This is a genomic window from Bacillus sp. FSL K6-6540 (assembly GCF_038007545.1).
The window spans coordinates 671,389-691,922 of sequence record NZ_JBBOXH010000002.1 but is presented as its reverse complement, the minus strand read 5'-3'; the positions used below and the strand labels follow the sequence as shown (position 1 = coordinate 691,922).

Annotated in this window: 14 protein-coding genes and 3 pseudogenes; all 17 read left to right on the top strand. The window is 42.5% G+C overall.

Going from position 1 to position 20,534, the window contains the following annotated elements; translation table 11 throughout:
• Nucleotides 1–15: 15 nt before the first annotated feature.
• Nucleotides 16–1,203, top strand: a pseudogene (locus tag MHH82_RS35880) (polymorphic toxin type 50 domain-containing protein); the annotation flags it as partial.
• Nucleotides 1,204–1,219: 16 nt separating this feature from the next.
• Complete coding sequence (locus tag MHH82_RS35875; protein ID WP_015250873.1) at nt 1,220–1,558, top strand: hypothetical protein; 339 nt, start codon at nt 1,220–1,222, stop codon at nt 1,556–1,558.
• Between the two features lie 423 nt (nt 1,559–1,981).
• The gene (bglP, locus tag MHH82_RS35870; RefSeq protein ID WP_072175324.1) at nt 1,982–3,811 is read left to right on the top strand and encodes a PTS beta-glucoside transporter subunit IIABC; all 1,830 of its coding nucleotides are present in this window, start codon (nt 1,982–1,984) and stop codon (nt 3,809–3,811) included.
• A 21-nt stretch (nt 3,812–3,832) separates the two neighbouring features.
• On the top strand, nt 3,833–5,242 hold the full coding sequence (bglH, locus tag MHH82_RS35865) for an aryl-phospho-beta-d-glucosidase (protein ID WP_072175325.1): 1,410 nt from the start codon (nt 3,833–3,835) through the stop codon (nt 5,240–5,242).
• A 102-nt stretch (nt 5,243–5,344) separates the two neighbouring features.
• Complete coding sequence (locus MHH82_RS35860) at nt 5,345–5,791, top strand: universal stress protein (RefSeq protein ID WP_003227162.1); 447 nt, start codon at nt 5,345–5,347, stop codon at nt 5,789–5,791.
• 151 nt (nt 5,792–5,942) lie between these two features.
• The gene (locus tag MHH82_RS35855) at nt 5,943–6,878 is read left to right on the top strand and encodes a DMT family transporter (RefSeq protein ID WP_072175326.1); all 936 of its coding nucleotides are present in this window, start codon (nt 5,943–5,945) and stop codon (nt 6,876–6,878) included.
• Nucleotides 6,879–7,042: 164 nt separating this feature from the next.
• Entirely contained in the window at nt 7,043–14,074 is a 7,032-nt protein-coding gene (wapA, locus tag MHH82_RS35850; protein ID WP_340797463.1) for a tRNA nuclease WapA, read from the top strand.
• 182 nt (nt 14,075–14,256) lie between these two features.
• Complete coding sequence (locus tag MHH82_RS35845; protein WP_043940235.1) at nt 14,257–14,736, top strand: YxiG family protein; 480 nt, start codon at nt 14,257–14,259, stop codon at nt 14,734–14,736.
• Nucleotides 14,737–15,123: a YxiG family protein gene (locus MHH82_RS35840; protein ID WP_014481357.1), complete on the top strand. Its 387-nt coding sequence runs from the start codon at nt 14,737–14,739 to the stop codon at nt 15,121–15,123. It abuts the gene before it with no gap.
• 75 nt (nt 15,124–15,198) lie between these two features.
• Nucleotides 15,199–15,525 (top strand): annotated as a pseudogene (locus MHH82_RS35835) (DNA-binding protein); the annotation flags it as partial.
• A 72-nt stretch (nt 15,526–15,597) separates the two neighbouring features.
• Nucleotides 15,598–16,050 (top strand): hypothetical protein, encoded by a 453-nt coding sequence (locus tag MHH82_RS35830; RefSeq protein WP_072175368.1) that lies wholly within the window; start codon nt 15,598–15,600, stop codon nt 16,048–16,050.
• Nucleotides 16,051–16,067: 17 nt separating this feature from the next.
• Nucleotides 16,068–16,556: a DUF2716 domain-containing protein gene (locus tag MHH82_RS35825; protein WP_072175328.1), complete on the top strand. Its 489-nt coding sequence runs from the start codon at nt 16,068–16,070 to the stop codon at nt 16,554–16,556.
• A gap of 26 nt (nt 16,557–16,582) precedes the next feature.
• Complete coding sequence (locus MHH82_RS35820; RefSeq protein ID WP_017697289.1) at nt 16,583–16,879, top strand: YxiJ family protein; 297 nt, start codon at nt 16,583–16,585, stop codon at nt 16,877–16,879.
• A gap of 15 nt (nt 16,880–16,894) precedes the next feature.
• Entirely contained in the window at nt 16,895–17,347 is a 453-nt protein-coding gene (locus MHH82_RS35815; RefSeq protein ID WP_014481350.1) for a hypothetical protein, read from the top strand.
• A gap of 19 nt (nt 17,348–17,366) precedes the next feature.
• Nucleotides 17,367–17,495, top strand: a pseudogene (locus MHH82_RS35810) (hypothetical protein); the annotation flags it as partial.
• A 351-nt stretch (nt 17,496–17,846) separates the two neighbouring features.
• Complete coding sequence (locus tag MHH82_RS35805) at nt 17,847–18,995, top strand: rhamnogalacturonan acetylesterase (RefSeq protein WP_072175329.1); 1,149 nt, start codon at nt 17,847–17,849, stop codon at nt 18,993–18,995.
• 82 nt (nt 18,996–19,077) lie between these two features.
• Complete coding sequence (gene dbpA / locus MHH82_RS35800; RefSeq protein WP_041850337.1) at nt 19,078–20,517, top strand: ATP-dependent RNA helicase DbpA; 1,440 nt, start codon at nt 19,078–19,080, stop codon at nt 20,515–20,517.
• The last annotated feature ends 17 nt before the right edge of the window (nt 20,518–20,534 follow it).

Genomic DNA, 20,534 nt, shown 5'->3' with positions numbered 1-20,534 from the left:
GAAGTGTCTTTGGAGTTTTTTTATAAAACAGAACAGGCTGAGCGACTGATTTCAGACACCCTGAATAAGCTCTTTCAATTTGACGGCCAGCAAACCCAAGCACTAGAAACCGCAAAATCAGATTTTCAAACGATGAAAAAATATATAGACCAGCTTGAAACCATGTACACCGGTCCGAAAATTGAAATCACAGGCTACAAAAGCGGCTCCATCCTGAAATCGCAGGAGGAAGAAAACATCAACCAAACCTTCGGCGCGATTAACCCGCAAATGAAGCAGGCGGATGATTCTCCGATGGAGATGATGCTGAAGAAATTAGCCGAGAATGAAAAGTCTAAAGTGGATTCAGTTGTCAAAACGGGTGATTCTAAAAAGGTAAGTAAAAATATCATCGTTATCAATGGTAAAGTGTATAATACGAGTGAACATAGAGAACATATAAAAACTGATTTCTCAAATGCAGAGGTTAAGCAAGTCGTTTATAATGATACACTTTACAATGTATACATATCTGGTAATGACATGAAGCTTGAACCTGTCGTCTCGCTTTCGGACATTAAAGTGGATGAGAATGGATATGTGAAAATTTTAGAGACAGCTGTAGAACTTACCGGCGTGTATGATCTTTTTAAGGCAGCCACGGGCAGAGATCCGGTATCAGGCGAAAAAGTCACAGGGAAAGACCGTGTTGTTGCCTCCATAAACTCAGTACCATTTGCCAAAATAGCTAAGTTAGAAAAGTTAATAGATATTAATAAACTTATTAATGATGGGAAAAAGGCTAAGAAGGCCTCGGAAGTTAAAAACGTTGCTAAGGATACGGGTAATGGTGTACCTTCTTATGGAAAGAAGTCAGTACCTAAAGGACCTTACAGAGAAGTACATGGATTCCCAGTTAAAGTAAAGCCAGGTGCTCAAGAGAAACATATTCCTAATACGCCAAATTACAAACAAGAAATAGCAAATGGTAAAAACAAGAGTATTTTCTATGGTGATAATAAAACAGCACAGGAATTGCTTGATAAGTTTGCAGGAAAAGGTCAACTACTACCAAACGGTAAAAAAGAAAGAGTAGACTTTGGTAAACCAATTGGAAAATACTATGATCGTGATACTGGTGAATACATTGAAACTACTAGAGGAATGATTCATTACGGAAAAGACGGAGCGCATATAGTGCCTTCAGAACCATTAAAGAAGTAATAAGAGGAGGATATACATGGAATATGATCCTTTAATAAAAGCGTTAAAAGAGTATAAAGATAGTGACTTGATAATAGAGTGGGATAGTGGATTAAAGATTATTGGTGAACCAGACACACTCTTTGAAACAGACAATGGGTTGGATGACGATGATGTGAATTTTATCGAATATTATGCAGTTACATTTCAAGTAAATGATATTTTAGCTCATCCTACTAGTGAAGAAAGTAGTTTATATAATTGGTTAATACAAAAGAAAGGTTCATTAGTTGAAATTTCACTTTATGATGATCCGCCAAGTGCAGTTTTTTTAACTGACGGAGAAAGTATATGGAAAAGGGATAGTCAAAAATAAAACATATACCTTGATGGGCTAAATTGCCTTTCAAGGTTTTTTACTTTTATATTAAGTCAGCTGATATATTTGATAGTATTTTCGGAAAAATAAAACAAAATATACAAAATGGCTTCCCTCTATAACAAAACAGTCCTCAATAAGTATTCCCTTTAGTCAAAACCCAAAAATGAAAGCGTTGACATCCTGTAAATCTAGTGCTAAAGTATACCTACAAACAAATAAAACGAACCGTCAGGATTGTTACTGTGAAAGCAGGCAAAACCTAAATGGTGCAGGTGCAGGAGGAGACTCTCGCAATCTGTGTCATTTAGGTTTTTTTTATTCTCTTTTAGGAGGTGATGCGGCATTTGATACAAAAAAAGCTGGTGAAAGGCGGCCATCTTTCATCCAGCAGTCCCCCCATAAAAAGGAGGTATACACATGGATTATGATAAATTATCGAAGGACATATTACAACTCGTAGGCGGTGAAGAAAACGTTCAGCGCGTGATTCACTGCATGACGAGGCTGCGTTTTAATCTTCATGACAATTCGAAGGCGGATCGCAGTCAGCTGGAGCAGCTGCCTGGCGTGATGGGCACCAATATCAGCGGGGAGCAGTTTCAAATCATTATCGGAAACGATGTGCCGAAGGTGTATCAGGCGATTGTGCGGCACAGCAATCTCAGTGATGAAAAGAGCGCTGGTTCATCCTCTCAGAAAAAGAATGTGCTGAGTACGGTCTTTGATGTGATTTCGGGTGTGTTTACTCCGATTCTGCCTGCGATTGCGGGAGCGGGGATGATCAAAGGGCTTGTTGCGCTGGCAGTTACGTTTGGCTGGATGGCGGAGAAGAGCCAGGTTCATGTCATTTTGACGGCTGTCGGTGACGGTGCGTTCTACTTCCTGCCGCTCCTGCTAGCGATGAGTGCGGCGAGAAAATTCGGAAGCAATCCGTACGTAGCGGCAGCCATTGCGGCTGCGATCCTGCATCCGGATTTGACAGCCCTGCTCGGTGCGGGGAAACCGATTTCCTTTATCGGGCTTCCTGTAACCGCTGCCACTTATTCGTCAACGGTCATCCCGATTTTGCTGGCGATATGGATTGCTTCATACGTGGAAAAATGGATTGACCGTTTTACACACGCATCTCTCAAATTGATTGTGGTTCCGACATTCACGCTATTGATTGTCGTGCCGCTGACATTGATTACAGTCGGTCCGCTTGGCGCTATTTTAGGAGAATACTTGTCTTCTGGGGTCAATTATTTGTTTGATCATGCAGGGCTTGTGGCGATGATTTTGCTGGCGGGTACATTCTCTTTAATCATTATGACGGGCATGCACTATGCCTTTGTGCCGATTATGATCAACAACATCGCTCAAAACGGCCACGATTATTTACTGCCGGCTATGTTTTTGGCGAATATGGGGCAGGCGGGAGCATCATTTGCAGTCTTCCTTCGCTCCAGAAACAAAAAATTTAAATCACTCGCGCTTACCACAAGCATCACGGCGCTGATGGGGATCACAGAACCTGCGATGTACGGCGTGAATATGCGATTGAAAAAGCCGTTTGCGGCCGCTTTGATTGGCGGTGCAGCCGGTGGCGCGTTTTACGGCATGACGGGTGTTGCTTCCTATATCGTCGGGGGGAATGCAGGTCTGCCGAGCATCCCTGTCTTTATCGGCCCAACGTTTATTTACGCGATGATCGGCCTTGTGATTGCGTTTGCGGCGGGAACAGCAGCTGCGTATTTGCTTGGATTCGAGGATGTGCCTTCTGACGGCAGCCAGCAGCCGGCAGTGCATGAGGGCAGCAGAGAGATCATTCACAGCCCGATTAAGGGAGAAGTGAAAGCCTTAAGTGAAGTCAAAGATGGAGTTTTTTCTGCCGGGATCATGGGAAAAGGATTTGCCATTGAGCCTGAAGAAGGAGAAGTTGTGTCGCCTGTTCGTGGAAGCGTTACCACCGTTTTTAAAACAAAACACGCAATTGGCATTACGAGTGATCAGGGAGCTGAAATACTCATACACATTGGATTGGACACGGTAAAGCTGGAGGGACAATGGTTCACGGCTCACGTCAAAGAAGGCGACAAGGTCGCACCGGGAGATCCGCTCGTGTCCTTTGATCTGGAGCAAATCAAAGCCGCGGGATATGACGTCATTACCCCGGTGATTGTGACCAACACAGACCAATATTCGTTTTCGCCGGTGAAAGAGATCGGTAAAGTGCAGCCAAAAGAAGCGCTGCTTGCTTTATCTTAAAAAACTGATGGGGTGATCAATATGAGTTCAAATGCAAAACGATTTCCAGAAGGATTTTTATGGGGCGGCGCAGTTGCTGCCAACCAAGTGGAGGGTGCTTATAACGAGGGTGGTAAGGGGCTTTCGACAGCTGACGTATCGCCGAACGGGATCATGTCTCCATTTGATGAATCAATGACTTCCTTGAATCTGTATCACAACGGGATTGACTTTTATCATCGTTATAAAGAGGATATCGCCTTATTTGCAGAAATGGGATTTAAGGCGTTCCGCACATCGATTGCGTGGACGAGAATTTTTCCGAATGGCGATGAAGAGGAGCCCAATGAAGACGGTCTCAGATTTTATGATGATCTGTTTGATGAGCTGTTAAAGCATCATATTGAGCCTGTCGTAACCATCTCTCATTATGAAATGCCGCTCGGTTTAGTGAAAAATTATGGCGGCTGGAAGAATCGCAAAGTCATAGAGTTTTATGAACGCTATGCCAAAACGGTTTTTAAACGCTATCAACACAAAGTGAAGTATTGGATGACGTTCAATGAAATTAACGTGGTGCTCCATGCGCCGTTTACCGGAGGCGGTCTTGTCTTTGAAGAAGGAGAAAACAAATTAAACGCGATGTACCAGGCGGCACACCACCAATTTGTGGCCAGTGCTCTTGCTGTCAAAGCGGGCCACGACATCATTCCTGATTCGAAAATCGGCTGTATGATAGCGGCAACGACAACCTATCCGATGACTTCTAAGCCGGAGGATGTCTTCGCGGCAATAGAGAATGAGCGCAAAACACTTTTCTTCTCAGATGTTCAGGCAAGAGGCGCATACCCGGGATATATGAAACGCTATCTGGCAGAAAACAATATTGAAATTGAAATGGCTGAAGGCGATGAAGAGCTCTTGAAAGAACATACGGTGGATTATATTGGATTCAGCTACTACATGTCGATGGCGGCGAGCACAGATCCGGAAGAGCTTGCAAAATCAGGAGGCAACCTGCTGGGCGGAGTCAAAAACCCTTACCTCAAATCATCAGAATGGGGCTGGCAAATTGATCCGAAAGGCTTGCGCATCACGCTCAACACCTTATACGACCGTTATCAGAAGCCGCTGTTCATTGTTGAAAATGGCCTTGGCGCTGTAGACAAGGTTGAAGAGGACGGCACGATTCAGGACGATTACAGAATCAACTATCTGCGTGATCATTTATTTGAAGCGCGCGAAGCCATTGCGGACGGCGTTGAATTAATCGGATACACATCATGGGGGCCAATTGACCTTGTGAGCGCATCTACTGCGGAAATGAAAAAACGCTACGGTTTCATTTATGTGGACAGGGACAATGAAGGAAATGGAACATTTAACCGCATCAAGAAAAAAAGTTTCAACTGGTATCAGCAGGTTATCGCCACAAACGGAGAGAGTATCTGACAAATTTTTGAAAACTCATACGCTTCAATTGACAATAACGAAATGCAGGCTGACAATAAAAGAGAAAGATGAACCACCCACAGTCCGAAAGGCGGGAAGACAATGTTTAACAAAATGTTAGTTGCGATTGACGGATCAGACATGAGTGCAAAAGCGCTTGATGCCGCAGTGCATTTGGCAAAAGAGCAGCAAGCGGAACTAAGCATTCTTCATGTGGGGAGAGAAGCCGTCGTCACGACTTCTTCTCTGACGGGAATTGTCTATGTGCCTGAACACTTTATTGATGAAATCAGGAACGAGGTTAAAAAAGAGGGCCTGAAAATCCTTGAAAATGCAAAAGAAAAAGCAGCCGAAAAAGGCGTTCAAGCTGAAACCATTTACGCGAATGGCGAGCCGGCGCATGAGATACTAAATCACGCAAAAGAGAAAGGCGTCAGCCTGATTGTAGTTGGCAGCCGGGGGATCAGCGGCCTGAAAGAAATGATGCTTGGAAGCGTCAGCCATAAAGTGTCTCAATTATCAACATGCCCGGTTTTGATTGTTCGATAGATTTGTAAAAAAAGCGCCCTTGGGCGCTTTTTTTTATTTAGAATAGAAGTGTTATAATATCTACATGTAAAAAAGAGGAATTCTATGTGTAGATTTCTGAATTCACAAAAAACAGTTTATGCTATGCAGTACTGGAGGTAGAATACGTTTGATGCAACAGGATCTTTCCATATCGTCAAAACAAAAATCAACAGCCGTAATCAAAATGGTCATCTCTATGGTGATTTTCGGCTCCATCGGCTTTTTCTCAGAGCATACCAATCTGCCGTCATTTGAATTGGTCTTTGTCCGCTGCCTTTGCGCAACGCTGTTTTTAGGTCTTTGCTGGCTGACGTCCGGCCAGTATAAAACTGAAAAATGGAGCAAGAGAGACGTGCTGCAAACATTGGCGTGCGGTTTCTTTCTTGTATTCAACTGGGTGTTCTTATTTAAGTCTTTTGAAGAAACGTCCGTTACAATTGCCATCTCCGTTTATCATCTAGCGCCGGTGCTTGTTCTTCTTCTGGGGAGCTTCTTCTACAGAGAGAAATTAAATGTGATCTCCGTCAGCTCCATTATCATCTGCTTTCTGGGAACTGCGCTGATTTCCGGGATTAACGGCAGCACTTCATTGACACAGCTGATGGGATCAGGGATCATATGGGCAGTTCTCGCCGCACTGTTTTATGCGTTCACCACTTTATTGGGAAAAGGCATTCACAATCTCAGTCCTTACACGACCACCTTCTTGCAGACGGGTTTAGGGGTTATCATCTTGATTCCGTTTATTCACTTTGGCGCTTTTGCTGACCTATCTCAGGGAAACTGGATTATGGTGGTATCTACCGGCATCATCCATACGGGTATTGTATATTTGTTGTTTTTTGACAGTTTACGATTTTTATCAACGAAATTTATTTCAATTATTGTATTTCTCGACCCCGCTGTCGCAATCGTGCTCGATACCGTCTTCACAGGCTTCCGCCCTGACCTCTATCAAACGCTTGGCATCGTAATGATCTTTGCGGGCATGGCCTTGACGCTTGTCAGGAGGCAGGGGAAGGTGAATGTGGCAGCTGAGGGTACGGATATTGAACAAATGCAATAATGGAAAATGTAAAAAGGCCTATGCGGCCTTTTTTTGTTTTAGGTCAATTGACTCTCGCTAATCCTTAAAATAAGATAAATTTTCTAGAAAAATATTGTAATAATATTTCAGTCTAGTTAAGATTATTGAGTAAATATTACTTTTATTACAAAAGGAGAGAGAAAATGAAAAAAAGAAAGAGGCGAAACTTTAAAAGGTTCATAGCAGCATTTTTAGTGTTGGCTTTAATCATTTCATTAGTGCCAGCCGATGTACTAGCAAAAACCACAGAAGAAGAGAATGGAAATCGTATTGCTGCCGATGATCCAGAAGAAACTCTTCAGAAAGAACAATCTGAGGAAGCTGTACCTTTTGATCCAAAAGATATAAACAAAGAGGGTGAGATCACCTCTGAAAGAACAGAAAATACAAAACTCTATTATGAAGGTGACGGTGTCTATAAACAGGAAGTATATCTTGATCCTATTCATACAAAGGAAACACCTGATGCCGACTGGGAAGACATTTCTCCTGAGTTAAAAGAGTCGACAAGCAAACAAGTCCAGACAGAGAACGCTATTTTGAATTCAGATTTTCAAAAGCAAATGAAGAACGGGCTTTATGCGACTTTTGAGCATAATGACCATAAGGTTACATATTCACTTGTAGAAGCGAAAGGCCCGAATAAAACTTCACTTACTCCGAAAGATACCTCAGCAGATTATAAGACTGACAGTAATGAGATTGTGTATCCGGATGTTTTTCCGAATATTGATCTTCAGACTTTCACATTCAATGAAAACATAAAAGAAGATTTAGTCCTTCATCAGTATGATGGATACAACACATTTACATTTCAGTTAAAAACCGATTTGCAGGCTAAAGAACAAGAGGATGGATCCATTGATTTTTCTGATGAAAAAGGCAAAGTTGTTTTTTCTGTGCCTAAACCTTTTATGACGGATTCAAAACTAGATGAGCTTTCCGGCGAGGTTGAACGGTCAGACAAAGTCAGCTATAAGCTAGAAAAGAATGAAGAAGGGTATTTGCTTCATCTTACGGCAGACGAGAACTGGCTGAAAGACCCAGAACGCGTATATCCAGTATCTATCGACCCGTCAACTTCTTTATCTGTTTCATCGGATACGTTTGTCATGAGTGCCTACCCGACGACGAACTATTCGGCCTCCTCACAAAAATGGGATGCTAATTTAAAGGCCTATGTACTGAAAACGGGCTATTATGACAAAACAACAGGCACAAACTATGCGTTCATGAAATTTAACAACCTAAAGCCAATTCAAAATATGACTGTCACTAAAGCTACATTAAAAACATACGTAGCCCATTCCTATTATGGAACAAAGGCAACCGGTCTTTGGCTGGATACGGTCAACAGCAATTATGATAATGCAAAAGTGACATGGAACACCAAACCGGCATCTAAAAATATCGGAAAAGCCGACGTCCATAAAGGACAGTGGGCGAGTTATGATGTGACCGCTGCTGTAAAGTCATGGAACTCCGGCGGGGCCAACTATGGGTTTAAGCTTCATACAAACGGAAACGGTAAGGAATACTGGAAAAAACTAATTTCTTCAGCGAACTCCGCCAACAAACCGTATATTGAAGTGACGTATACCATACCAAAGGGAAACACCCCTACAATTAAAGCCTATCACAATGGTGATTCCACTGGTTATTTTGATATCAGTTGGAAAAAGGTTGAAGGTGCGAAAGGGTATAAGGTATGGATTTACAATGGTAGAGAATATCAAGCGATCTCTACAGGCAACGTCACGTCGTGGAGCACAAAAGGGAAAAAAATCTGGCCTACGAGCGCAGAAATTGCCTCCAAGCGATATAAACTGCATCTGGACGGCAAGGATGGAGCTGAATTGGCATTAGACCCATCCCCGGTCTATAAGAACTCCGGCGGAAGCTATGCCACAAGCAAAAACTATTGGATTGGCGTCAGTGCGATATTTGACCAAGGTGAAGGAGCGATGTCCGCACCGGCAAAGCCCGTTATCCCTAATGTAGGAAAAGCACAAGCACCGTCAGCAAAGGGCTACAATAATGGGAATGCCACAGGATACTTCGACCTTTCTTGGAAAGCTGTATCCGGTGCAACCGGCTATAAGGTTCAGGTGTTCAATGGGAAAGGCTTTGAGACACTTGATCTCGGAAATCAGACGTCTTGGACCACAAAAGGGAAAAAGATCTGGCCGACAAGTGCAGAAATCAAGGCGGGAAAATATGCTCTTCACCTAAAGGACGGAAGCGGAGCAGAGCTGCCGATCAATCCCGGACCAACCTATAAAAACGCCGGGGGAGATGGAGCCAAAAGAAATTACTCGTTTAAAATTATCGCATACAACAAAGACGGCGAAGCCATTGCATCCCCGGCTGCTAACCCGGCACTTCCTGATATCGCTAGGCCAAAGAATGTAACTGGCTATTTGTATACAAATACAAAATCGAGTCAAACGGGTTATGTGAATTTGATATGGGAAAAGGTTCAAAATGCGAAAGGCTATAAAGTTAACATTTACAACGGTAAGGAATATCAGTCCTTTGATGTGGGTGACGCGGATCATTGGACAACCCAAAATAAAAACATTTGGCCGACTTCTGAGGAAATCAAAGCCGGAAGCTATAAGCTTCATACAGATGGAAAAGGCGGGGAATTAGCCCTCGATCCGTCACCTGTCTATAACAATGCAAATGGAAATTACAAAGGGAAGAAGAATTATTCTTTCACGCTTGTCGCTTATGATGCGAATGGTGAAACGATTCCGACAGCGCCCTTTAACCCAACGTTCCATGAAGGCGCAGAATTCCTTGGGACAGAAGAATACTGGTCTATCATTGATATCCCAAGCGGCCAGTTAAATGGTGCGACAGGCAATGTCATTGTGAATGAAGAAGATTTGTCAATTGACGGACGCGGTCCGGGACTTGGCTTATCGAGAACCTACAACAGTCTTGACAGCTCTGATCACTTATTTGGGCAAGGCTGGTATGCTGATGCAGAAACATCTGTCATCTCAACGGATGGCGGGGCAATGTATATCGATGAAGACGCTACGACACATCGATTCACGAAAAAAGCCGATGGCACGTATCAGCCGCCGACCGGTGTATATCTTGAATTAACAGAAACAGCTGATCAGTTCATATTAAAAACAAAGGATCAAACCAATGCTTATTTCAATAAAAAAGGCGGCAAACTCCAAAAAGTAGTGGATGGCCACAACAATGCAACTGTCTATACTTACAATGACAAAAATCAACTGACCGCCATTACAGATGCATCAGGCCGCAAGCTTACATTTACCTATGATGAAAACGGCCATGTGACTTCCATCACAGGACCTAAGAATAAGAAAGTCACCTACTCATATGAGAATGATTTGCTGAAGAAGGTTACAGATACAGACGGGACTGTTACAAGCTATGACTATGATGGCGAAGGACGCCTTGTCAAACAGTATTCAGCCAACAGTACCGAAGCAAAGCCTGTCTTTACCGAATATCAGTATAGCGGACACCGTCTCGAAAAAGCGATCAACGCTAAAAAAGAAACATATGTCTACAGCTATGATGCTGATAAAAAGACACTTCTCATGACACAGCCAAATGGCCGGAAGGTACAGTATGGCTATAATGAAGCGGGAAATCCGATTCAGGTCATTGATGATGCTGAAGGGCTAAAAATTACAACGAATACAAAATATGAAGGCAACAATGTCGTAGAAGATGTCGATCCAAACGACGTGGGCACCGGAAAAGCAACGGAAAGCTATCAATATGACAAAGATGGCAACGTTACGTCGGTTAAAGACGCATATGGAACTGAGACATACGAATATAACAAAAACAACGATGTCACAAAAATGAAGGATACCGAGGGCAATGTCACGGATATTGCTTATGACGGACTGGATGCTGTATCCGAAACCGATCAGAGCGGAAAATCATCGTCAGCAGCCGTTTATGATAAATACGGAAATCAGATTCAATCCAGCAAAGATTTATCAGCTTCAACTAATATTTTGAAAGATGGAAGCTTTGAAGCGCAAAAATCCGGCTGGAATCTGACTGCCTCTAAAGACAGCGGCAAAATTTCAGTCATCGCCGATAAAAGCGGAGTTCTTTCTGGATCAAAGGCATTGGAAGTCTTGAGCCAATCAACGTCTGCAGGAACCGATCACGGGTATTCCTCAGCGACTCAAACAGTTGAACTGGAGCCGAATACAACCTATACATTAAGCGGGAAAATCAAAACGGATCTAGCGAAATCAAGAGCCTACTTTAACATTGATCTGCGAGACAAAGATCAAAAACGAATTCAATGGATTCACAATGAATACAGTGCATTAGCCGGAAAAAATGACTGGACAAAACGGCAAATCACTTTTACGACTCCAGCGAATGCAGGAAAAGCCGTTGTGTATATGGAAGTCGATCATAAAGATAAAGATGGCAAAGGAAAAGCATGGTTTGATGAAGTCCAGCTGGAAAAAGGCGAAGTATCATCAAGCTATAACCCAGTTCAAAACAGCAGCTTCACATCAGCAACGGAAAACTGGAATGTAAGCGGGGCATCCGTTGATTCTGAAGAAGGCTTTAATGATGATGTATCATTAAAAGCTGCCCGGACCAGTGCTTCCCAAGCCGGATCAGTAACAAAACAAACCGTTGTCTTAGGGCAAAGCGCAAATGACAAACCGGTTTATCTCACACTGACAGGAATGTCGAAAGCAAGCAGCGTCAAATTTACAGATGAAAAAGACTATTCTCTGCAGGCGAATGTCACTTACGCTGACGGCAGCACAGGCGTCTACAATGCGAAATTCCCTTCTGGAACACAGGAATGGAACCGAGCAGCTGTCGTCATCCCTAAAACAAAGCCGATCAATAAAGTCGATATCAGTATTCTGTTCCAAAAGAGTGCGACAGGCACAGTCTGGTTTGATGATATCCGTTTGATTGAAGGAAGCCTTCTAACAAAAAGCACGTATGACAGTAATGGTAACTATGTGACTAAGGAAGAAGATGAACTAGGATACTCTACTTCAACTGATTACGATGAAACTGGTAAGAAAACGTCTGAAACAGATGCAAAAGGTGAAAAAACAACCTATACGTATGATCAGGCAGACCAATTGACAAACATGACGCTCTCTAACGGCACGTCTATCCTTCACAGCTATGATAAGGAAGGCAATGAGGTAAGCAAAACCATCCGGGCGGGAGCAGATCAAACCTATAAATACGAATATGATGTGATGGGCAAGCTTGTCAAAACAACTGATCCTCTGGGCAATGTGTTAGCAAGCGAATATGATGCCAACAGCAACCTGACCAAAACCATTTCACCGAATGGCAACGAAGTGTCTCTTTCTTATGATGGAACAGACCGGGTGAAATCAAAGTCGTATAACGGTACAGAAAAGTACAATTTCACGTATGACAAAAATGGAAATGAAACGTCGGTCGTCAATAAAGAGCAGAACACCACAAAGAAACGGACATTTGACAACAAAAACCGTTTAACCGAATTGACAGACCGCGGCGGCAGCCAAACTTGGACATATCCTAGTGACTCCGATAAGCTGAAAACCTTCTCGTGGAGCCATGGGGACCAAAAAGGAACGAATCAATTTACGTATAACAAGCTGGATCAAATGATTGAGATGAAAGACAGTACATCTTCATATTCATTTGATTATGATGAAAATGGCAACGTCCAAACCTTTATTACGGGCAACGGCGGCGGAACAAGTTTTTCATATGACGAAAGAAACCTTGTAAGCTCGCTGCATATCGGTGACAAAAACGGCGGAAACATTCTGACGGAAAGCTATGAATATGATGCCAACGGCAATCGCACAACGATAAACAGCTCAGCAAGCGGCAAGGTGCAATATGAGTATGGGAAGCTGAATCAGCTTGTCAAAGAAACCCATGAAGACGGTACTGTCATTGAATACACATATGATGGATTCGGGAACCGGAAAACCGTTACAACTGTAAAAGACGGCTCAAGCAAAACGGTGAACGCTTCCTTCAACATCATGAACCAGCTGACAAAAGTCAATGATGAAAGCATCTCTTACGATAAAAACGGCAACCGCACATCCGACGGCAAATTCACATATACGTGGGATGCAGAAGATAACCTGACCGCCGTTACCAAAAAAGGCGAAGACAAGCCATTCGCAACATATAAGTATGACGAAAAAGGAAACAGAATCCAAAAAACGGTCAACGGAAAAGTCACGAATTACTTCTACGACGGAGACAGCTTGAACGTCTTGTATGAAACAGACGCAGACAACAACGTCACAAAATCATACACGTACGGAGACAGCGGCCAGCTGTTATCCTACACAGAAAATGGCAAGAAATATTTCTATCACTACAACGCTCACGGCGACATCATCGCGATCTCAGACAGCACCGGAAAAACGGTTGCAAAATATCAATACGATGCGTGGGGAAATCCAACAAAAACCGAAGCAAGCGATGAAGTGAAAGATAACCGTTACCGCTACGCAGGCTACCAATACGACGAAGAAACCGGCCTGTACTACCTCATGGCCCGCTACTACGAGCCAAGAAACGGCGTGTTCCTATCGCTCGACCCAGACCCGGGCAGCGACGGCGACTCATTGGATCAGAATGGGTATGCTTATGGAAATAATAACCCGGTGATGAATGTTGATCCGGATGGGCATTGGGTTTGGATGGTAGCAGGTGCTTTAATTGGAGGAGTCTCTTCTTACAAAGCTGCCAAGGCAAAGGGAGCAAGAGGTTGGAGATTAGTTGGATCTGTAGCCTTAGGTGCTGCTGGCGGAGCAATCGGAGGAAACTATCTAAGAGTAGGGCGTACTCTATTTAAAGCTGGAAAATTATCTAAAACGTATTGGAATGCTAGAAAAGTCGCAAAGGCAAACAAAGGTGTGATTAAAAGGGCTAAAACTAATAAAGGTTGGGTAGTTACTACTAAAAAACATACAGTAAGGTTAATGGGGAAAAATTCTGGTCAACGAAAGAAACCATACTATAGAATGTCAGTTAGAAATAAAGGTCCTTTAAATGCAAAAGGGCATTTCTCAAATAATCCTGCTGAGACTCATATAAAGTTAAGATGGTCATCATATAGAAATATAAATAAACGCTTGCGCAATAAGTCACACAGAAGATAATAGTATTAATATAATTAAATCTATAAATCAAATGTAAAGATCATTTAGGGATTAATAATAGCAATTAACATAGTTAGAGATGCAGATGGTTATTCAGGTGGATTCTATTTAAGAATCTTGTCTAAGTTTCCATCTGCATTTACAAACATTTTACTTAATTAAAGTGAGGAGAATGTTATAACATGAACAGTATTGAGCAATGGATAGATTATATAAATCACGATGTTAATTGCTTTATGTACGATATTAATTTTGAATACCTAGAGAATAGATTAACTCTTTATCTTAAGTTATATGAAGAAGAAGAAAAAGCCACTTTAAAAGAAATTTCATTTAAGGATATAAGTGGAATTTATTGCGATTTTAGTGTTCATAACAAGTTTGATAAAACTATACCCATTGATACTAATTGGTACCTTGAAGAAATCAGTTATTTCAAAGAAGGAATTGGAAAACTACAAAATGGTATATTAGGTAATCAAGTCTTAAATGCTAATTTTCTTATAGAAATTAACGGGACTTTACTTGCTATAGAATCTAAATGTGTATCCTTTGATTCTAAAGAATATCAAGCGTTTAATGATTATGAAAAAACTGAAAAAAAACAAAAAAATAATATAGTGGCTGGGATCAAGAAATTTTTTCAAGGAGGCAGGATTTAAGTGAATAATCCAATACAAAAGCATCTGATTGATTCGGAATTCACCATATTAAAAACAGATTTTCAGTTCTTTAAAAAAGAATTTATTCTTTATTTAGAAATGGATACGAAGGGAAAGAAGCAGCAGCATCGTATTTTATTCAAGAATGTATCATCATTATTTTTTTATGCCGGCAAGGAATCGTCTTTAAAAGATGTTGCTTATGGGGAAAAATGGATTTTGAATTCATTCTCTTACTATCCGAAGGGTATTGGAACATTATATCACCCTTTAATTGAAGATTATGAATCGAATGCAAACGTTTTGATTGGAATTAATCAAGCTGTCTATGCAGTTGAAACTGAAAGGGTTTTCTTTGATTCAACTGAAATATATGCCTCAACATAGAGGTGATCGTAATAATGAAGTAAATAAACGAGTAAGAGGACTTATCTCACCATTTCAAACCTAGGAGCATAACAAATGAAAAAATTAAAAATGAATAAAATTATCAACATGGACACCCAAGATTGTTTTTTCCATGCTGATCCACTGGGGCGTGTCTACATTGGAAAAGGTGTGAAAGGTGATGTGACCATCTCAATCTATGATCCTTCCGGTGATATTCGGGTTTTTAAAGTGAAAGAGCAGATTTCATACAGTGATATCCTGCTCTTTCAACAATGTGCAGATGGCTATGTCTTCGTTTATTACGAATCGTACGAGCCGAAGGTAAAGGTTTTTTCAGAAGAGGGAAGGGTGAAAAGTGCTTTTCACTTGCCTTCAGGGGTTTCCTGCTGTCTTTTGGATGAGAAACAAAACCTTTGGGTCGGTTTAAATGATGAAGGCATTTATGATGATGAAAATCCCAACGGCCATAGTGTGTGGTGTTTTACGTTAGATGGTCAGCAGAAGGAAATACACATTGATAGAAAGCTCGAAGAAATGGATGCGCCGGCTGTAGATGATTGTTATGGACTTGCAGAAAAAAACGGCTTGATTTATATGCTGTATTACGGAGATGCAGTCATTGCCGCGTTTGACGACACGGTCGTGAGACGGGTATGGATTCTGTCGGATAAAGAGCCGAACTCAGAAGCATTTTATCAGCTTGCGATATCTGAAGAAGGTTTTTTGGTTGGGACGTTCAATTGTTACAGTGAAGAGCTTGAGTCGTCTCTTTATTTGATTTCTGCCGATGTGAGTCAAGAGATGGAAGAGATAACATGCTGTGACTCGAACGGTGAAGCCCTAGACGTTCAACAGCTGAAACTGACAAGTAACGCTGTTTACGCAGTGGCCTCATCTGGTGTTTATAAGCAGGATGTCCAATAAGGTGTAGGGATGAGATTATGATGAATTGGCGCGCTTTAAGTCAGACAAAACAAGACCGCATCTGGTCAGAAGTGAACAAGATCATAAAATGGAAACCCGGAAGCAGATGTCATCACATCATCCCGTCTGATCCATATCAAGTGTTTGATATTTCTAGCGGGATGAGCGGTAAAGCCAGTAATGATGATGTGGTCAGAGTGCTGAATGATTTAGAGACTTCGATTTTAAAAGCATTTCAATCATGTACTGGAAAACACGATGTGATGTACGCATTAGACTGGCAGCATGTCGGATATATCTTTAGCCCTCATCAGACAATGCCTCAGGATGAATTTGGCGAATGGCCTGTTCCCGTATTTCCAAATGGAGACTATTATTTCTTTTTTCATCAGGACTTCTCCTGGGGACTTTTGGGAGACCCGTGGAAATGTACAATCACAGTGTTTGGTGAGGAGCTGTTGGAGGCGATTGATCATGATCCGCCTATCTTGTTTCAAGATAAATGAGATTGTTGCGAAGGGAGGGGATCAGCATGTTTGAAAAACTGAGAAAAAGACAGCAAGAGCTTGAAGAAAAGGCATACCCTGATGAACTGTACGAATTTGAAGCGGAAATCTATGAGTTTTTTATGCTTGTTGATGGCAGTTTGGATTATGTGCTGGCGAATAAAAGGATGCCCCGGCATCAGCGGCGTACGTTGGAGAAAAGCTTTTTTGAGCTTTATCCTGACATACTTCCGGGTATGATCAAAAACGATAAAGATCTGTATCAGCACATTCTCTTGTATGAACAAGTCAGACAAGAGATTTGCGTTGCGCTATCCAACTGATAAGGGGAAGATTTTATGGAAATAACCTCTATAAGCAGTATCGGAAATTTAGATATGGTCGATCTAAAGCCTGACCAAATTGTTATGTCGTGTGAACTTGAAGATGCAGAGTCGTTTTATCGTGTATGGCAAGGGCTTGCCTATGAGCGAATTATGATACAGGTGATAACGACTGGTTCATTTATAGAAGACCTATCCAAGTACTTTGAAGGTTATGCTTACAAGGTGACGAAGCTGGCGAAACGAGAATTTCATTTTCAATCTGTATTACAGAAAGCAGACCGGGACATTGCAGGCTTTCTCTTTCTGTTAGCTTCTATCAATGACGATGTTTTTCTGATCACTGATCCTCAACCGGATAAAAGCTATTTTTCCGATGGGAAGCTCCAATGCCTAACAGACTCAGGCGAACGGATCATGTGGTTTGAATATGATGCTGTTGACATTTATATGGTTGGCGGTAACTAAAAAGAGGAGGAATCCATGTTTGAATATCACACAATACGAGAAATTGAAAAAGCATCTTTCTGATGCGGATACAGGTCCATTTACATTAAACGAGTTTTCGTTCTATATGAAAGAAGATGATCGTTATATACATATTCCTGTGTTTGAATTAAAACTATCAGCTCAAACCTGTGACATTCATTTACGGTTTGAAGACGTTAGTGCATCAAAGCTGGATGATCTTGAATCCATCGATTCTGTTGCATTGGAGATTGTACCGACTGACGATCAATGGGAAAGACTCCGTTATTATGTGTATGACGAAGAAAACCAAATAAGCTTCTATTGCGGAGGTTGGGATGTGATCAAGTGTGACAAGAAGTCACACTAATTTTCCCCTTCTTGAGACTCTCCCCTCATTTTTATTCCTCAACGCCATTTTTTTCTCCCTTCAGTCATCATAAAGAAACAATCACCGAGTATGCATTAATGTATGCGTTTTCATAGAGGGGGAGTCTTGATGAAAAAATGGATGGCAGCGGCTTTTGTAATGATGTTGATGTTGTGTTTTGGCGGGATTGAGAGTGTGAAGGCAGTGGAGCCAAAGGTGTATCAATTTGACTTTGGAAGCGGTTCGGTGGAGCCTGGTTATATTGGTGTCAGGGCGTCTGATCGGTATGACCGGTCAATGGGCTACGGTTTTCAAACACCGGAGAATATGAGGGATGTGGCGGCATCCGGGACTGGTGTGAAGAGGGATGCGGTTCAGTTTTTAGCGTATGGGACGAAAAGCAATAACACGTTTAATGTGGATCTCCCGAATGGCCTTTATGAGGTGAAGGCGACGCTTGGCAATACGGCAAGGGCCAGTGTGGCGGCGGAGGGCGTGTTTCAGGTTATTAATATGACAGGGGATGGCGCGGAGGATACGTTCCAAATTCCTGTCACCGACGGGCAGCTGAATCTGCTGGTGACAGAGGGGAAAGCTGGCACCGCTTTTACGCTTAGCGCTTTGAAAATAAAGAAATTGTCTGATCAGCCGGTGACGAACCGAACCATTTATGTCGGCGGCGACTCGACGGTGTGCAATTATTATCCGCTCAACAGCAGCAAGCAGGCGGGCTGGGGGCAGATGCTGCCTCACTATATCGATAAACATACCTTTCAAGTGAGAAACATGGCGTCTGGCGGGCAGATCGCGAGAGGGTTCAGAAATGATGGACAGCTTGAGGCGATCCTGAAGTACATCAAGCCGGGGGATTATTTTATCTTGCAGCTTGGCATTAATGACACAAATCCGAAGCATAATGAATCTGAAGCGGAATTTAAAGAGATGATGCGTGATATGATTCGTCAGGTGAAAGCGAAAGGAGCGGACGTCATCCTATCAACACCCCAGGGCCGGGCGACCGATTTTACTTCTGAGGGCATCCATTCGTCTGTAAATAGATGGTACAGGGCTTCTATTTTAGCTTTGGCCGAAGAGGAAAAAACACACCTCATTGACTTAAATGTCCTCAGCTCGGCATACTTTACATCGATCGGTCCGGAAAGAACACTCGGGCTTTATATGGATGGAGATACGCTGCACCCGAACCGCACGGGGGCCGACGCACTGGCGCGATTGGCTGTTCAAGAGCTAAAACGCCAGGGAATCGATGGCTTTTAACACGTCATTTTTTCGACAAAACACATACGCCTTCGTCAATTAGAGTATAATGAGAACATCTGCAAGAGACAGGAGTTTATACATGAGTCATTTTAAAAACTATCAAATCAGTCATGACATTTTACGAGCACTGGAAGGACTAGGATATAGAGAACCGACCAAGGTGCAGCAGAGCGTGATCCCCGCTGCCCTTGAACGAAAGGATCTTGTCGTCAAATCACAGACGGGAAGCGGGAAAACGGCTTCGTTCGGAATTCCTCTCTGTGAGCTGGCGGATTGGGATGAAAACAAGCCGCAGGCGCTTATTTTAACTCCAACCCGTGAGCTTGCGGTGCAAGTAAAGGAAGATATCACGAACATCGGACGATTTAAACGAATCAAAGCGACAGCCGTATTTGGAAAATCCTCCTTTGATAAACAAAAAGCTGAGCTTAAGCAAAAAAGCCACATTGTTGTCGGCACGCCGGGACGTGTTCTGGATCATATCGAAAAAGGCACGCTTCCGTTGGATCGTCTCTCTTATTTGGTCATTGATGAAGCGGATGAGATGCTGAATATGGGCTTCATTGAGCAGGTGGAGGCGATTATCAAGCATCTGCCGACTGAGCGCACGACGATGCTGTTTTCAGCGACGCTTCCGCAGGATATCGAGAAGCTGAGCCGTCAATATATGCAAAACCCCGAGCATATCGAGGTCAAAGCGGCCGGCCTAACCACAAGAAATATTGAACATGCGGTGATTCAAGTAAGAGAAGAGAATAAGTTTTCATTGCTGAAAGATGTGCTGATGACGGAGAATCCCGACAGCTGCATCATTTTCTGCCGAACGAAGGAGCACGTCAATCAGCTGACCGATGAATTGGATGACTTAGGATATCCATGCGATAAAATTCACGGCGGAATGATTCAGGAAGACCGATTCGACGTCATGAATGAATTTAAACGTGGCGAGTACCGTTACTTAGTGGCAACGGATGTCGCCGCGCGCGGGATTGATATTGAAAATATCTCCCTTGTCATCAACTATGATCTGCCGCTTGAAAAAGAAAGCTATGTCCACCGCACGGGCCGAACGGGACGCGCAGGGAACAAAGGAAAGGCCATTTCGTTTGTCACGGCCTTCGAAAAACGGTTTTTAGCCGACATTGAAGAATATATCGGATTTGAAATCCAAAAAATAGAAGCCCCTTCTCAAGAGGAAGTGGCAAGGAAGAAACCAGAATTTCTAGCTAAACTGAATGACCGTCCGGAAAGCAAAAAGGACAAAAGCGAAGAGTTGAATAAAGACATTATGAAGCTGTATTTTAACGGCGGAAAGAAAAAGAAAATCAGAGCCGTTGATTTTGTAGGAACGATTGCCAAAATTGACGGTGTGTCAGCTGACGACATCGGCATCATCACGATCATGGATAACGCCTCATACGTTGAGATTTTAAATGGTAAAGGCCCTCATGTTCTCAAAGTGATGAAGAACACAACCGTCAAAGGGAAACAGCTGAAGGTGAATAAAGCGAATAAATGATGAATGACCTGCTCCCA

What these genes read in the sequence shown, in the direction of transcription:
- MHH82_RS35820 (WP_017697289.1), top strand. Translation starts at nt 16,583, where the DNA reads ATGTTTGAAAAACTGAGAAAAAGACAGCAAGAGCTTGAAGAAAAGGCA.
- wapA (WP_340797463.1), top strand. Translation starts at nt 7,043, where the DNA reads ATGAAAAAAAGAAAGAGGCGAAACTTTAAAAGGTTCATAGCAGCATTT.
- MHH82_RS35815 (WP_014481350.1), top strand. Translation starts at nt 16,895, where the DNA reads ATGGAAATAACCTCTATAAGCAGTATCGGAAATTTAGATATGGTCGAT.
- MHH82_RS35875 (WP_015250873.1), top strand. Translation starts at nt 1,220, where the DNA reads ATGGAATATGATCCTTTAATAAAAGCGTTAAAAGAGTATAAAGATAGT.
- MHH82_RS35825 (WP_072175328.1), top strand. Translation starts at nt 16,068, where the DNA reads ATGATGAATTGGCGCGCTTTAAGTCAGACAAAACAAGACCGCATCTGG.
- MHH82_RS35860 (WP_003227162.1), top strand. Translation starts at nt 5,345, where the DNA reads ATGTTTAACAAAATGTTAGTTGCGATTGACGGATCAGACATGAGTGCA.
- dbpA (WP_041850337.1), top strand. Translation starts at nt 19,078, where the DNA reads ATGAGTCATTTTAAAAACTATCAAATCAGTCATGACATTTTACGAGCA.
- MHH82_RS35845 (WP_043940235.1), top strand. Translation starts at nt 14,257, where the DNA reads ATGAACAGTATTGAGCAATGGATAGATTATATAAATCACGATGTTAAT.
- MHH82_RS35805 (WP_072175329.1), top strand. Translation starts at nt 17,847, where the DNA reads ATGAAAAAATGGATGGCAGCGGCTTTTGTAATGATGTTGATGTTGTGT.
- MHH82_RS35855 (WP_072175326.1), top strand. Translation starts at nt 5,943, where the DNA reads ATGCAACAGGATCTTTCCATATCGTCAAAACAAAAATCAACAGCCGTA.
- bglP (WP_072175324.1), top strand. Translation starts at nt 1,982, where the DNA reads ATGGATTATGATAAATTATCGAAGGACATATTACAACTCGTAGGCGGT.
- bglH (WP_072175325.1), top strand. Translation starts at nt 3,833, where the DNA reads ATGAGTTCAAATGCAAAACGATTTCCAGAAGGATTTTTATGGGGCGGC.